Origin of the sequence: Rhodoferax sp. (assembly GCF_018780565.1) — a bacterium.
In the GTDB taxonomy this organism is placed as follows: Bacteria; Pseudomonadota; Gammaproteobacteria; order Burkholderiales; family Burkholderiaceae_C; genus Rhodoferax.
Genome location: NZ_JADMJN010000003.1, coordinates 311,678 through 324,917, shown reverse-complemented (window position 1 = coordinate 324,917; position 13,240 = coordinate 311,678). Strand labels below are relative to the sequence as shown.

16 protein-coding genes are annotated in these 13,240 nt (G+C 58.2%); all 16 read right to left on the bottom strand.

From position 1 onward, the window contains the following. Positions 1-55: 55 nt before the first annotated feature. From hisH to IV109_RS05355, 16 genes are read right to left on the bottom strand one after another with little or no spacing between them, the layout of a single operon-like run. Positions 56-712 carry an imidazole glycerol phosphate synthase subunit HisH gene (gene hisH / locus IV109_RS05430; RefSeq protein WP_296693404.1) on the bottom strand — a complete coding sequence of 219 codons (657 nt, stop codon included), beginning with the start codon at positions 710-712 and terminating at the stop codon, positions 56-58. Positions 713-763: 51 nt separating this feature from the next. Continuing rightward, a complete protein-coding gene (gene hisB, locus IV109_RS05425; RefSeq protein ID WP_296693402.1) occupies positions 764-1,357 on the bottom strand; it encodes an imidazoleglycerol-phosphate dehydratase HisB in 594 nt (197 codons plus the stop codon). Between the two features lie 31 nt (positions 1,358-1,388). After that, a complete protein-coding gene (hisC, locus tag IV109_RS05420; RefSeq protein WP_296693399.1) occupies positions 1,389-2,498 on the bottom strand; it encodes a histidinol-phosphate transaminase in 1,110 nt (369 codons plus the stop codon). Continuing rightward, positions 2,495-3,838, bottom strand: a complete 1,344-nt coding sequence (gene hisD, locus IV109_RS05415) for a histidinol dehydrogenase (protein ID WP_296693395.1) — start codon at positions 3,836-3,838, stop codon at positions 2,495-2,497. The genes hisC and hisD overlap by 4 nt, the downstream gene beginning before the upstream one ends. 28 nt (positions 3,839-3,866) lie before the next feature. After that, the gene (gene hisG, locus IV109_RS05410; RefSeq protein ID WP_296694283.1) at positions 3,867-4,529 is read right to left on the bottom strand and encodes an ATP phosphoribosyltransferase; all 663 of its coding nucleotides are present in this window, start codon (positions 4,527-4,529) and stop codon (positions 3,867-3,869) included. Between the two features lie 28 nt (positions 4,530-4,557). Beyond that, on the bottom strand, positions 4,558-5,823 hold the full coding sequence (gene murA, locus IV109_RS05405) for a UDP-N-acetylglucosamine 1-carboxyvinyltransferase (RefSeq protein ID WP_296693391.1): 1,266 nt from the start codon (positions 5,821-5,823) through the stop codon (positions 4,558-4,560). Between the two features lie 34 nt (positions 5,824-5,857). After that, positions 5,858-6,100, bottom strand: coding sequence for a BolA family protein (locus IV109_RS05400; RefSeq protein ID WP_296693387.1), 243 nt, complete (start codon positions 6,098-6,100; stop codon positions 5,858-5,860). Positions 6,101-6,126: 26 nt separating this feature from the next. Next, positions 6,127-6,882: an ABC transporter permease gene (locus IV109_RS05395; RefSeq protein ID WP_296693382.1), complete on the bottom strand. Its 756-nt coding sequence runs from the start codon at positions 6,880-6,882 to the stop codon at positions 6,127-6,129. After that, positions 6,879-7,820: an ABC transporter ATP-binding protein gene (locus tag IV109_RS05390; RefSeq protein ID WP_296693378.1), complete on the bottom strand. Its 942-nt coding sequence runs from the start codon at positions 7,818-7,820 to the stop codon at positions 6,879-6,881. Before IV109_RS05390 ends, IV109_RS05395 begins: the two co-directional genes overlap by 4 nt. A gap of 21 nt (positions 7,821-7,841) precedes the next feature. Beyond that, positions 7,842-8,117, bottom strand: a complete 276-nt coding sequence (locus IV109_RS05385; RefSeq protein WP_296693374.1) for an STAS domain-containing protein — start codon at positions 8,115-8,117, stop codon at positions 7,842-7,844. Between the two features lie 2 nt (positions 8,118-8,119). Next, entirely contained in the window at positions 8,120-8,749 is a 630-nt protein-coding gene (locus IV109_RS05380) for a phospholipid-binding protein MlaC (RefSeq protein ID WP_296693369.1), read from the bottom strand. Continuing rightward, entirely contained in the window at positions 8,746-9,573 is an 828-nt protein-coding gene (locus tag IV109_RS05375; protein WP_296693364.1) for a VacJ family lipoprotein, read from the bottom strand. The genes IV109_RS05380 and IV109_RS05375 overlap by 4 nt, the downstream gene beginning before the upstream one ends. Further along, entirely contained in the window at positions 9,570-10,058 is a 489-nt protein-coding gene (gene mlaD, locus IV109_RS05370) for an outer membrane lipid asymmetry maintenance protein MlaD (RefSeq protein ID WP_296693359.1), read from the bottom strand. Before mlaD ends, IV109_RS05375 begins: the two co-directional genes overlap by 4 nt. 11 nt (positions 10,059-10,069) lie before the next feature. After that, complete coding sequence (gene mlaE / locus IV109_RS05365) at positions 10,070-10,852, bottom strand: lipid asymmetry maintenance ABC transporter permease subunit MlaE (protein WP_296693355.1); 783 nt, start codon at positions 10,850-10,852, stop codon at positions 10,070-10,072. Continuing rightward, positions 10,849-11,700, bottom strand: coding sequence for an ABC transporter ATP-binding protein (locus IV109_RS05360; protein WP_296693351.1), 852 nt, complete (start codon positions 11,698-11,700; stop codon positions 10,849-10,851). The genes mlaE and IV109_RS05360 overlap by 4 nt, the downstream gene beginning before the upstream one ends. Positions 11,701-11,755: 55 nt before the next feature. After that, positions 11,756-13,231, bottom strand: a complete 1,476-nt coding sequence (locus IV109_RS05355; RefSeq protein ID WP_296693348.1) for a glutamate synthase subunit beta — start codon at positions 13,229-13,231, stop codon at positions 11,756-11,758. Positions 13,232-13,240 lie beyond the last annotated feature (9 nt).

Sequence of the window (13,240 nt, the reverse complement as noted above, 5' to 3'; positions counted from 1 at the left end):
CTTCAGTTTGAAGGAGGAATGAAAACAGGGGAGCAGCGAGGCAAGTGAGCCGGGATCAGGGATTCCAGTGAAGGAAATTTCGGTAGAGAGACAGACCGTGGTCAGCACTTTTTTCAGGATGGAATTGAGTTGCGAAAATATTATCGCGTGCAATCGCTGAACAGAAGCGGCCACCATAGTCAGTCTCGCCCACGCTGTGGCGCGCATCAGACGGTTGGGCGTAAAAACTGTGCACAAAGTAGAAGTAGCTGCCGTCCGGCACATCACCCCACACCGGGTGCGGTGCGCCACCATGATTGTTACGCCACACCTGGTTCCAGCCCATTTGCGGCACTTTGTAGCGGCTTCCGTCAGGCTGGGTCTGGCCCGCCAGATCAAATTTGATCACATCACCCGCAATCAGGCCCAGACAGGGCGTATCCGATTCCTGGCTGTGATTGAGCAGCATTTGCATGCCCACGCACACGCCCATCAGGGGCTTGTGGGCTGCAGCGTGCATCACGGCGTCGAACATGCCGGATTCGTGCAGTTCACGCATGCAATCGCGCATGCCGCCCTGGCCGGGCAGCACCACGCGCTCGGCCGACATCACCTCGGCGGGGGTACGTGCCCAAACCACTTCGACCCCGGCATCGGCGGCGACGTGCATCACCGCCTGCGTGACGGAGCGCAGGTTTCCCATGCCGTAATCAACAACTGCTACTTTTTTCATAGCAAACAAGGCAACATCGACGAGGGAAAGAAGCCAAAAACTTCCATGGATTTACAGGGTGCCCTTGGTTGACGGAATAACACCCAAGGCACGGGGGTCCAGCTCCAGCGCGAAACGCAATGCGCGGGCGAAGGCCTTGAACACGGTCTCGGCCTGGTGGTGTGCGTTCTCACCGCGCAGGTTGTCAATGTGCAGGGTGACGAAGGCGTGGTTCACAAAGCCCTGGAAAAACTCATGCGCCAACTGGCTGTCAAAGGTGCCGATCATGCCGCTCTTGAACGGGACATTCATGATCAGACCGGGACGACCCGACAGGTCAATCACCACGCGCGAGAGTGCTTCGTCCAGCGGCACGTAAGCGTGTCCGTAACGGCGAATGCCTTTCTTGTCGCCCACGGCCTTGTGCACAGCCTGACCAAAGGCAATGCCGACATCTTCGACCGTGTGGTGGCCATCGATGTGCAGATCGCCATCGGCATGGATGTCCAGATCGATCATGCCGTGGCGGGCGATCTGGTCCAGCATGTGATCAAAGAAACCAATGCCGGTGTGCAGCCTGGACTGTCCGGTGCCATCCAGATTGATCTTGACGGTGATTTGGGTTTCCGCAGTGTTGCGGCTGACTTCGGCTGTTCGTTGATTCATGGTGGTATTGTCCCTGTTCGGACCCCGGGGTCTAGAGGCTTTCCTTCAGCGCGGCCAGCATTTGGGTGTTTTCTTCGGCGGTTCCGACGGTCAGGCGCAAGCAATTGGCCAGCAAAGCGTGCATTTTAGAAACGTTCTTGACGAGGATCTTGTGGGCTTTCAGGCCATCAAAGGTTTTTTGCGCATCAGGCACCCGCACCAGAATCATGTTGGCATCGCTGGGATAAGCCCGTACACCGGGCAAGATACCCAATGCTTCCAAAATAATAGCACGCTGCGTACGTAAATCAAGGGCCTGTGTCGCAAAAATCTCATGATGTTCGAGCGCAAACAGGGCGCACTCGCAGTTCAGCACGCTGATGTTGTAGGGCGGGCGCACCTTGTCGATCTCGGCGATCAGCGCCTGCGGGCCCATCATGTAACCTAGGCGCACACCGGCCAAGCCAAATTTGCTCAGGGTGCGCATCAGCAGCACATGGCTGTGTCGCGCCAGACGGTCAATGTAGCTTTTGCTGGAAAACGGCTGGTAAGCCTCATCCAGCACCACCAAGCCCCCCTGTTCGCCCACTGCAAGAATGATCTTCTCGATCACCGCGTCATTCCACAGATTCGCCGTCGGGTTGTTGGGATAAGCGAGGTAAGTGATAACGGGTTTGTGCTGCGCAATGGCGGTCAGCATGGCGGCCTCGTCCAGCTCAAAGTCAGCGGTGAGTGGCACACCATGAAAGTCCAGACCCTGCAACTGCGCACTCATGGCGTACATCACAAAGCCTGGCACCGGTGCCAGCACGCTGGCGCGTTGACATTCATTCCCGGCACAGGACGGTACGGCACAGGCCAGCGCCAGCAGGCTGATCAACTCATCGGAGCCATTGCCCAGCATGATGTCAAAGCCTGCAGGCATTTGGGCATAAGCCGCCAAAGCATGGCGCAAGTCATTGACGCGGCCATCCGGATAGCGGTTCAGCGCCAGTGCGCCCAAACGCTTGCCCAAAGCATCCTGCAACGCTGCGGGCAGGCGATGCGGATTTTCCATGGCGTCGAGCTTGACCATGCCCGCCGAGTCCTGCACGGCGTAGGCGTGCATCGATTGCACGTCCTGGCGAATCAGTTGCCGCAGGCGGGCATCCAGCCCACTCATTTGCCAGTCCGCATCGACACAGGCTTGGTCAGGCGCAGTTCTGCGGCCCGCGCATGGGCTTGCAGGCCCTCGCCATACGCCAACTCCGCTGCAATGGTGCCCAGCACCTGCGCACCGGCTTCGCTGACCTCGATCAGGCTGGAGCGCTTCTGGAAATCGTACACACCCAAAGGGCTGGAGAAACGTGCCGTACCGCTGGTGGGCAGCACGTGGTTGGGTCCGGCGCAGTAGTCGCCCAGTGATTCGCTGGTGTAGGCGCCCAGGAAAATGGCACCGGCGTGCTTGAGCAGCGGCTCCCAGCGGTGCGGGTCAAGGCTGCTCACCTCAAGGTGTTCGGGTGCGATGCGGTTGCTGATGTCGCAGGCTTCTTCCATGCTGCGGGTAAGAATCAAGGCGCCGCGGCCATTGAGCGACTTGGCGATGATTTCGGCACGCGGCATGTCGGGCAACAGGCGCTTGATGGCTTCCTGCACCTGGGCAATATAGGCGGCGTCGGGGCACAACAAAATGCTCTGCGCCAACTCGTCGTGCTCGGCCTGGCTGAACAGATCCATCGCGACCCAGTCGGGCGGCGTGCTGCCATCGGCCAGTACCAGAATCTCGCTGGGTCCGGCAATCATGTCGATGCCCACAGCGCCGAAAACACGCCGTTTGGCCGCAGCCACGTACGCATTGCCGGGGCCAGTAATTTTGTCGACCTTGGGGACGGTTTGCGTTCCATAAGCCAGGGCGGCCACCGCCTGCGAACCACCGACAGTGAAGGCGCGGGTGACGCCCGCCACATAAGCGGCCGCCAGCACCAGGGGATTTTTTTCACCTTTCGGGGTCGGCACCACCATGATGATTTCCCCCACCCCGGCCACATGGGCCGGAATAGCGTTCATCAACACCGACGAAGGATAGGCGGCCTTGCCACCGGGAACATAAATACCCACGCGGTCCAGCGGCGTGACTTTCTGGCCCAACAGGCTGCCATTCTCGTCACGGTAGCTCCAGCTCTCCCCGCAGGCTTTCTTCTGGGCTTCATGGTAGCTGCGCACACGCTGGGCGGCAGCTTGCAGGGCCTCGCGCTGCGCGGCAGGAATCGCTTCGAAGGCAGCCTTGAGTTCGGCTTGCGTGAGCTCCAACTCGGCCATCGTCGTGGCCGTCAAACCATCAAAACGCCGGGTGTATTCGAGCACGGCGACATCACCGCGCTGTTGGACATCCAGCAAAATCTCGGCTACCCGCTGCTCAATCGCGGCATCCGCCTCGGCAGACCAATGCAGACGCGCCTTGAATTCAGCATCAAATGTGCTGCTGACCGTCGATAAATAAGCGGGGTTAGCTATAAAAGTCATAGCAATTTCTTGCGGCTGAAGGATAAATTTACTTGCCTACGGCGGACGCAAAGGCATCGATGATGCGTCGAATCGATGCCTGCTTGAGCTTGAGCGCCGCCTGATTGACCACCAGTTGCGAACTGATGTCCATGATGTGCTCGACCTCGACCAGATGGTTGGCCTTGAGCGTGTTGCCGGTGGAGACCAGATCGACGATCGCATCCGACAAGCCCACCAGGGGCGCCAACTCCATGCTGCCATAGAGCTTGATCAGGTCCACGTGCACGCCTTTGGTCGCAAAGAACTCGCGGGCAATCGCCACGTACTTGGTGGCCACCTTCAGGCGCGAGCCCTGCTTGACGGCCGACGCGTAGTCAAAATCAGCGCGCACCGCGACGCTGATGCGGCACTTGGCGATGTTCAGGTCCAGCGGCTGGTAAAGGCCTGCCGCACTGGTACTGCCGCCCCAATCGGCAGCATGCTCGATCAAGGTGTCCTTGCCCGTGATGCCCAGATCGGCGCCGCCGTACTGCACATAGGTCGGCACGTCGGTGGCCCGCACCACCAACACGCGCACATCGGGCTGGTTGGTGGTGAGAATCAGTTTGCGGGATTTTTCAGGATCTTCCAGCACCTCAATGCCGGCGGCGCGTAGCAGCGGCAGGGTTTCTTCAAAAATTCGTCCCTTGGAGAGAGCGAGTGTGATCATTTGCTTGGCTTCCATGCGTGGGGGCTCGTTACTTTGTCCGCTCGATATCGGCACCCAGGCCGCACAGCTTGGACTCCATCTGGTCGTAACCTCGGTCCAGATGGTAGATGCGGTCCACCACCGTTTCGCCTTCGGCGACCAAGCCGACGATGACCAGGCTGGCCGAAGCCCGCAGGTCCGTCGCCATCACGGTAGCGCCCGACAGCTTGTCGACCCCTTCTACCACCGACACCTTGCCGTCGATCTGGATGTTGGCGCCGAGCCGGACCATTTCATTGACGTGCATGAAACGGTTCTCGAAAATGGTCTCAGTCACTTTGGCTGTGCCATTTGAGATGCAGTTGAGCGCCATGAACTGCGCCTGCATGTCGGTCGGGAAACCCGGGTATTCGGTGGTGCGAAAACTTTGCGCCTTGAGTCGGCCCTGGGACTGGACACGGATGCCGCCCTCCACCTCGGTCACCGTTGCGCCTGCATCCCGCAGTTTTTCCACCACGGCTTCCAGGTGATCGGCCCGACCGTGGCGCAGCACGACATCGCCGCCCGTAGCCGCCACTGCACACAGAAAGGTGCCGGTTTCGATGCGATCCGCCACCACCTGGTGTTCGCAGCCATGGAGCTTTTCCACACCCCGAATGCGAATGCGGCTGGTGCCATGACCTTCAATTTTGGCGCCCATCTTGATCAGCATTTCGGCCAAATCGGGGATCTCGGGCTCTTGCGCGGCGTTTTCCAGAATCGTCTCGCCTTCGGCCAGACAGGCAGCCATCAGGAAGTTTTCTGTACCGGTGACGGTGACCATGTCGGTGGTGATCCGCGCACCCTTCAGGCGCTTCCAGCCCTTGGGCAATTTGGCGATCATGTAGCCATGCTCGACCACAATCTCTGCACCCATCGCGCTCAGGCCCTTGATGTGCTGGTCCACGGGACGTGAGCCGATAGCGCAACCGCCCGGCAAGGAGACCGTGGCCTCGCCAAAACGCGCCAACAAAGGACCCAGCGCCAGCACCGATGCGCGCATGGTCTTGACCAGCTCATAAGGCGCCTCAGGCGAGCTGAGCGGGCCGGCGTTCACCGACACCCGACCGTCCTCGCTGCGCTCCGCCACCACACCCATGTTACGGATCAACTTGAGCATGGTCGATACATCCTGCAAACGAGGCACATTGCGCAGTACCACGGGCTCGGCCGTCAGCAGGCACGCGCACAGTTCGGGCAAGGCGGCGTTCTTGGCGCCCGAGATGTCGACAGTGCCGTGCAGTTGGCGGCCACCGCGAATCAATAATTTATCCATGAGTCAAAAAGCTTTCAATACCGACAATTGGCGATCATTCAGATGCCGACGCCCACTCGGCAGGCGTGAAGGTTTTCATGGACAGGGCATGAACTTCGTCGTTCTTCATTTTGTCGCCCAGCGTGGCGTACACCCGCTGGTGGCGTTGAATGGCGCGCCGACCTTCAAACTCGGACGACACAATGGTGGCATACCAATGGCGGCCATCGCCTTCAAGTTCGATGTGTTCGCACACAAGGCCCGCCGCAATCATGTTTTTGATCTGGTCTGCAGTCATAGGAACAATTCAATATTTAAAACGGGTCAACCGCGAATCTTGTAACCGATGTGCAGCAGGTAAACCGCAATCGCACTCACAAGGACCAGCACCCCACCGACAACGCTCAGGCTCAACCAGGGCGAGACATCGCTGGCGCCAAAAAAACCATAGCGAAAACCATCAATCATGTAGAAGAAAGGATTCAGGTGGCTGACCTTCTGCCAAAAAACGGGCAACGAATGAATAGAATAAAAAACCCCACTCAAAAAGGTCATGGGCATGACCACGAAGTTCTGAAAGGCGGCGAGCTGGTCAAACTTCTCGGCCCACAGACCCGCAATCAGGCCCAGGGTTCCCATCAGTGCGGCGCCCAACACAGCAAAGGCGAAGATCCACAGCGGCGCCACGAAACTGATGTCGGTAAAGATCGCCGATACCGCGAACACACCCAGCCCAACCACCAAGCCCCGAATGACCGACGCGCCCACATAGGCCACGAACCAGTTCATATAGGAAAGAGGTGTCAGCAACAGGAACACGAGGTTGCCCATTACCTTGCTCATGATCAGCGACGAGGAACTGTTGGCAAACGCGTTTTGCAGCAGACTCATCATCGCCAGGCCAGGCACCAAAAAAGCGGTGTAGCTGATCGTGTCGTAGACCTTGACGTGCGCCTCCAGCGCATGGCCGAAGATCAGCAAATACAACATGGCCGTCAGCACCGGACCCGCCACGGTCTGGAACGCCACTTTCCAGAAGCGCCAGACTTCCTTGTACAACAGGGTTTGCCAGCCGTTCATGCTGCACCCCTGGCCGTTTGCACGGAGTTCTTGTTCATCACGTCCAGGAAGACATCTTCAAGATCGGCCTTGCGGATCTCCACGTCATGCGCCACCAAGCCTGCCTCACGCACTTGTGCAAGGTAGTGCTCGATTTCCAGGGCGTCGTGCGCCGGAAACTGCACGATGCGACCTGTAATCCGCGCTTTATCTGCCAATATCTTCGGTAGTTCGCTATCAATTTTGAAGCGAAGCACATTGCTGGACGCCGCCTTGAGAAGCTCACTGGTGTAGTCCAGCGCCACGATGCGACCAGTCTTGAGCATGGCGATGCGGCCACACAAGGCTTCGGCCTCTTCCAGGTAGTGGGTGGTCAGCAAAACTGTGTGCCCCTGCTTGTTGAGCTTGGCAATGAACTGCCACAAGGTCTGGCGCAATTCGACATCCACGCCAGCGGTGGGTTCGTCCAGCACGATCACTGGCGGCTTGTGGACCAGCGCCTGCGCCACGAGGACACGCCGCTTCATGCCGCCCGACAGCTGGCGCATGTTGGCGTCGGCCTTGTCGGCCAAGCCCAGGCTCTCCAGGAGTTCGTCAATCCAGGCGTCGTTGTTCTTCACGCCAAAATAGCCGGACTGGATACGCAGCATCTCGCGCACATTGAAGAACGGGTCAAACACCAGCTCTTGCGGCACCACACCCAGACTTCGCCGAGCCTGAGCGTAGTCCTGCTGAACATCGTGCCCCAGCACGGACACTTTGCCGGCATTGGCCCGGGAAAGGCCTGCCAGAATGCTGATCATGGTGGTCTTGCCGGCGCCATTGGGACCCAGAAGGCCAAAGAATTCACCCTCTTCGATGTCAAGACTCACACGGTCAAGCGCCAGAAAGGTGCTGCCTTTGGGTCCACGTGAGGATGGATAGGCTTTGGAGACGGACTGGAAGGAAATTGCGGGCATGGAGTCCGCTATTTTACGAGGTCATTGCTGCTCACTGGGCAGCAGCTCAATAATTCCGTACAGAGTAGCCAGGTCGCCAAGTCGCGCGGGCAAGCCACGGATGGCAAAATTTTTCCCCGCCGCGAGACTCTCACGTCGAAACTCAAGCAATACCGCCAGTGCCGACGAATCAAAGCGCGTCAGGGCCGAGGCATCGACCACCACCTGTGGACCCGACTGCGAACGCAAGCCCTGCACCAGCATGCGCAGACATGCGGTCGCCTGGCCCTGCATCAACTCTTGTGGCAATACCAGCACGATCAGCCTTTTTTGGCGTTGGCCTTGTTGCGGTCAGTCAGGGTTGCAATCAAACCCGTAATGCCCTTGGCATTGATTTCCTGCGCAAACTGGCTGCGGTAGGTTTCCACCAGCCACACACCCAATACGTTCAGGTTGTAAATCTTCCAGCCAGCACCCTCGCCGGGAGTTTTCTCCAGCTTGTAATCCAGCTGAATGGGATCGCCCTGGCCTCTGACTTCGGTACGAACCATGAGCTCCTTGTCCTCCGGGGACGCCCGCAAGGGTTTGACGACAATGGTTTGATCACTGACCTGAGCCAACGCGCCGGCGTAGGTCCGCACCAGAAGCGTCTTGAACTCTTCCTGCAAACGCTTTTGCTGCTCGGGTGTGGCCTGACGCCATGCAGGGCCTACGGCGGAGGCCGTCATGCGCTGAAAATTCACATTGGGCATGATCTTGGCGTCCACCAGCGTCACAATCCGGGACACGTCGCCCGCCTGAATCGCCTTGTCAGCCTTGATATTGTTCAGCACGTCGACTGACAGACGCTTGATCAGGGCATCCGCCGCTTCGTCTGCTGCGCTGACGGAAAACGTCAACAGGCTTGCGCTCACCAAAACAAGCAGGTGGCTGAAAAAACGACGATTCATGGCTTGGCTTTCTCATTGACGGCAGGGCCGGTATTGTTTAACGCGCCAGACGGCGGCTGGGCTATGTTTTGTTCGGGCAATTGCTCTGCAGGGTCTTCGTCAGGCGGATTGCCATCGTAAATGGCGTTGCGACGGCGCTGAAAATAAGCATCCCGGGTGAATGTGTATTTGTCCAGAGCCACCTCCTCAAGCATCTTGGTGGCTTTGAGCAATTCGGACCTGCGATCTATCACCCTCACCACGCTCGCCGCATTGCGTGTGGGCACATGCTCGATGTGGGTCACCAGATCGCCCTTCATATCAACCGGCAGTGCCACCGTATCCCGCAGGCTTGAGGGTCCAAGCAAAGGCAATACCAGATAGGGGCCGGGCGCAACACCCCAAAAACCGAGGGTATGCCCAAAGTCCTTGGTGTGTTTTTCGATATTCATCTCGGTGGCAACGTCCAGGACCCCGCCCAAGCCGATCAAAGTGTTCACACCGAAACGGAAAAAGCTCTCAATCGCAGCTTGGCCCTTGAACTGCAGCACGTTATTGACCACTGACCAGGCATCTTCCAGATTGGCAAAAAAGTTGCCAACGCCATGCCGGACAGGTGCCGGCGTAACGTCCCTGTAGGCCGTTGCTACCGGTATGAGGACCGCGGTATCGACCGCATCATTGAACTTGTAAACCCCGCGATTGAAAGGCTCGAAGGGATCACGTGGATTGGCGTTGGGGCCGCTAGCACAGCCGACCAGAAGCATGGACAGCAAAATGCCAAGCCCCAGGAAAAACCTGGACATCAGGGATGGGACACCAAACGCCCGCGGATTCGCTGTCATTTCTTTGCCTTGGTTGCCTCTGGGCTGCTTCCGTCTGCAGCCTTGCTGTACAGAAACTGGCTGATGAGGCTTTCCAGTACCACCGCCGATTGCGTGCTGGAAATGGTATCACCCATGGCCAGCGTCTTCTCATCGGCACCGGCCTCGATCCCCAGATACTGCTCACCCAGCAGACCGCTGGTCAGGATCTTCAAGGAACTGTCCTTGGGGAAGGCGTAGCGATTTTCCAAGGCCAGTGTGACGCGCGCCTGGAAGGATTTGTCGTCAAAAACAATATTTTCAACACGGCCCACCACCACGCCAGCGCTGCGCACTGCGGCCTTGGGCTTGAGGCCGCCAACATTGTCAAATTTGGCGCTTACCCGGTACGTGGTCTGAAAACTCAAACTCAGCAAATTGGCCGACTGCAAAGCCAGGAACAGGATCGCTACTGCACCAATCAGCACAAACAGGCCAACCCACACATCATTCTTTGAGCGCTGCACAACACTCTCCCTCAAATCGTAAACATCATGGCGGTCAGGATGAAATCCAGACCAAGAACCGACAAAGACGCCACCACCACGGTCCGGGTGGTAGCGCTGGCCACACCTTCGGGCGTGGGCTGGGCTTCAAACCCCTGTAGCAACGCGACAAACGTCACGGTAAAACCAAACACAATACTTTTGACGATGCCGTTGCCCACATCTTTCCAGACATCCACACCGCCCTGAATCTGACTCCAGAACGAGCCCGCATCCACCCCGATCATGAGCACACCCACCACCCAGCCACCAATGATGCCCATGGCACTGAAAACAGCGGCAAGCAAGGGCATGGTGATGACGCCCGCCCAGAACCGGGGAGCCAGAATGCGCTGCACCGGGTCAACGGCCATCATCTCCATGACACTGATCTGTTCGCCAGCCTTCATCAGGCCAATTTCTGCCGTCAGCGATGTGCCGGCCCGACCGGCAAACAACAAAGCGGTCACCACCGGCCCCAGTTCCCTGACCAGACTCAAGGTCACCAACAGCCCCAAGGCTTCGGAAGAACCATAACGCTGCAGGGTGTAGTACCCCTGCAGCCCGAACACAAACCCGACAAACAGGCCAGACACCGCGATGATGGCCAGCGAGTAATTCCCCAGAAAATGGATCTGGTCGCGAATCAGGCCAAACCGTTTCAAACTGCCACCCAGTGTGCTCAACAGGCGGAAGAAAAGTCGGGCGCCATGGCCCAGGTCAGCCAGTTGACGGCGTGCAGAGAACCCGACATCGGCCGGCTTGTACCAACTCATGACACCAATCTCCTGCGTTGGGACCGCTGCGCAGCTACTGCACCAAGGCCAAAATCTTCCTCGATGCTCGGGCCCGGATAATGAAACCGGACCGGGCCATCCGACAAGGCATTCACATACTGGTACACCAGCGGGTCGGTGCTTTGGCGCACTTGGTCGGGGGTACCCTGTGTGGCAATCTTGCCGTTGGCCAGAATGATCACATGGTCCGCAATCGCAAAGGTCTGCTCCAACTCGTGGGAGACAAAAATACTGGTCAGGCCCATGGAGTCATTGAGATGCCGGATGAGGCGCGCTGCCGTACCAAGAGAAATGGGGTCCAAGCCTGAAAATGGCTCGTCGTACATCACCAGCTCAGGATCGAGCGCAATGGCTCGCGCCAGTGCAATGCGGCGCGCCATACCGCCGGACACCTCACTGGGCATCAGGTCGCGCGCACCACGCAATCCCACCGCATTCAACTTCATGAGCACAATGTCCCGAATCAGGGACTCGGAGAGATCAGTGTGCTCGCGCAGCGGAAAGGCCACATTTTCGAACACCGACAAGTCGGCAAACAAGGCACCAAACTGAAACAGCATCCCCATGCGGCGACGCGCCGCATAAAGTTGCGCCTGGTCCATGGGCGTCACGTCCTGGCCATCGAACAGCAGTTGACCTTTTTGCGCACGATTCTGACCACCGATCAGTCTCAATATGGTGGTCTTGCCGCCACCTGATGCCCCCATGAGGGCGGTGACCTTGCCACGTGGCACGGACAGGGACACATCATCCAGAATGACCCGATCCCCATAGCCAAAGGTCAGGCTGTGAAGTTCTACCAGGGATTCAGGAGTGTTTGAGGACATATAAGAAACAAGGCCGGGGTTTGCCCGGCCTCTGAATCATAAGGGATTCGATAACTCAGCGTGGCAACTCGCTTTGACCCATGAGGAATTCATCAACCGAACGCGCGGCCTGACGACCCTCACGAATCGCCCAGACCACAAGACTCTGACCACGACGCATGTCACCCGCGGCAAAAACCTTGGGTACATTGGTGGCATAACCGTCCGCGACTTCCGTGCTGGCTTTTGCATTGCCCCGGGCATCTTTCGCCACACCAAAAGCGTCGAGCACCGTCGCCACAGGGTTGACGAAACCCATGGCCAAGAGAACCAGGTCCGCCTTCAGGATCTGTTCGCTACCGGCCACTTCGACCATTTTCCCGTCTTTCCATTCAACGCGAACGGTCTTCAACCCCGTGACCTTGCCCTTTTCACCCATGAATTCCTTGGTGGAAATGGCGAACTCGCGCTCGCATCCCTCGTCATGGCTGGAACTGGTACGCAGTTTGATTGGCCAGTAAGGCCACGTCATGGGGCGGTTTTCTTCCACCGGGGGCTGGGGCATCACTTCAAATTGCGTGACGCTCGCTGCGCCGTGACGGTTGCTGGTGCCGACGCAATCAGAACCAGTGTCGCCACCGCCAATGACGATGACATGCTTGCCATCGGCACGCAGCTGGGCTTTAACCTTGTCGCCCGCATTGACCTTGTTTTGCTGAGGCAAAAATTCCATGGCGAAATGAATGCCGTCCAGATCGCGACCTGGCACCGGCAGATCGCGCGACTCCTCGGAGCCACCGGTCAAAATCACAGCGTCAAAGTCTTTTTGCAGTTGGGCAGCGGAAATTGCTTCCTTGGCCCAGTTGGTGACCTTGGCACCCGATCCTGATTTCGGCATTTCGCCCACCAGAACACCGGTGCGGAAAATGACGCCTTCTTTTTGCATCTGCTCGACACGGCGATCGATGTGCGATTTTTCCATCTTGAAGTCGGGAATGCCATAGCGCAACAAACCGCCAACCCGGTCATTCTTCTCAAACACCGTCACGGTATGACCTACGCGGCACAATTGCTGCGCCGCAGCCATACCGGCCGGGCCAGCGCCCACGATCGCCACTTTTTTACCGGTCTTTTGCTTCGCGCCTTGGGCCAGCACCCAACCCTCGGCCCAGGCACGATCGATGATCGCGTGCTCAATCGATTTGATACCCACGGCATCGTCATTGACGTTCAGCGTACACGCGGCCTCGCAAGGCGCGGGGCAGATGCGACCAGTGAACTCGGGGAAATTGTTGGTGCTGTGCAGCACATCAATCGCGTTTTTCCAGTCACCCCGGTACACCAGATCGTTGAAATCAGGAATGATGTTGTTGACCGGGCAGCCGTTGTTGCAAAACGGTGTGCCGCAGTCCATGCAGCGCGCCGCCTGGATCTTGGCCTGCGCGTCGTCCAAGCCGATGACGAACTCTTTGTAGTGCTTCAGGCGCTCGGTGACAGGCTTGTAGCCTTCCTCAAGACGCTCGTATTCCATGAAGCCGGTGACTTTTCCCATGATGCTTGT